General features: G+C 47.2%; 1 protein-coding gene. It reads right to left on the bottom strand.

Annotated elements, in window-relative coordinates; translation table 11 throughout:
• Positions 1-1,174, bottom strand: a 1,174-nt coding sequence (tuf, locus tag PR767_RS21195; RefSeq protein ID WP_117163085.1) for an elongation factor Tu, incomplete at both ends; no start/stop codon positions are given.

The following is a 1,174-nucleotide window of genomic DNA, read 5'->3' as shown; positions in this document are numbered from 1 at the left end:
ATTTTTGCAACAACACCCGCACCTACAGTACGGCCACCTTCACGGATTGCGAAACGTAAACCGTCGTCCATCGCGATTGGGTGGATCAGGGTAACGATCATGTTGATGTTATCACCTGGCATTACCATCTCTACGCCTTCTGGCAGTTCGATAGTACCGGTTACGTCAGTTGTACGGAAGTAGAACTGTGGACGGTAACCTTTGAAGAATGGAGTGTGACGACCACCTTCATCTTTGCTCAGAATATAAACTTCTGATTCGAATTTAGTGTGTGGCTTGATTGAACCTGGTTTTGCCAGTACTTGACCACGTTGAATTTCTTCACGTTTAGTACCACGCAGCAGAACACCTACGTTCTCACCCGCACGACCTTCGTCCAGCAGTTTACGGAACATTTCAACGCCAGTACAAGTTGTTTTAACCGTGTCTTGAATACCAACGATTTCAACTTCTTCACCAACTTTGATGATACCACGCTCAACACGGCCTGTTACTACTGTACCACGACCTGAGATTGAGAATACGTCTTCGATTGGCAGCAGGAATGGCTTGTCAATTGCACGCTCTGGCTCTGGAATGTAAGTATCCAGGTGGCCTGCTAATTCAACAATTTTCGCTTCCCACTCTGGGTTGCCTTCCAGCGCTTTCAGAGCTGAACCACGAACAACTGGAGTGTCGTCGCCTGGGAAATCGTATTGAGACAGAAGTTCACGAACTTCCATTTCAACTAATTCTAACAGCTCTTCGTCGTCTACCATGTCACATTTGTTCAGGAACACGATGATGTAAGGAACACCAACCTGGCGACCTAACAGGATGTGCTCACGAGTTTGTGGCATTGGGCCATCAGTCGCAGCAACAACCAAGATTGCACCGTCCATCTGTGCAGCACCAGTGATCATGTTTTTAACATAGTCGGCGTGTCCTGGGCAGTCTACGTGTGCGTAGTGGCGAGTTGGAGTATCGTATTCTACGTGTGAAGTAGAGATAGTGATACCACGCGCTTTTTCTTCTGGTGCGTTATCGATTTGGTCGAATGCACGAGCAGAACCGCCGTAAGTTTTAGCCAGAACAGTAGTGATAGCTGCTGTCAGAGTAGTTTTACCGTGGTCAACGTGGCCGATAGTACCAACGTTAACGTGCGGTTTTGAACGTTCAAATTTTTCTTTAGACA

Origin of the sequence: Providencia sp. PROV223 (assembly GCF_028479245.1) — a bacterium.
Lineage (GTDB): Bacteria > Pseudomonadota > Gammaproteobacteria > Enterobacterales > Enterobacteriaceae > Providencia > Providencia rettgeri.
Note: the sequence above shows the minus strand (reverse complement) of the source record. Positions and strands in the feature narration are given on the sequence as shown.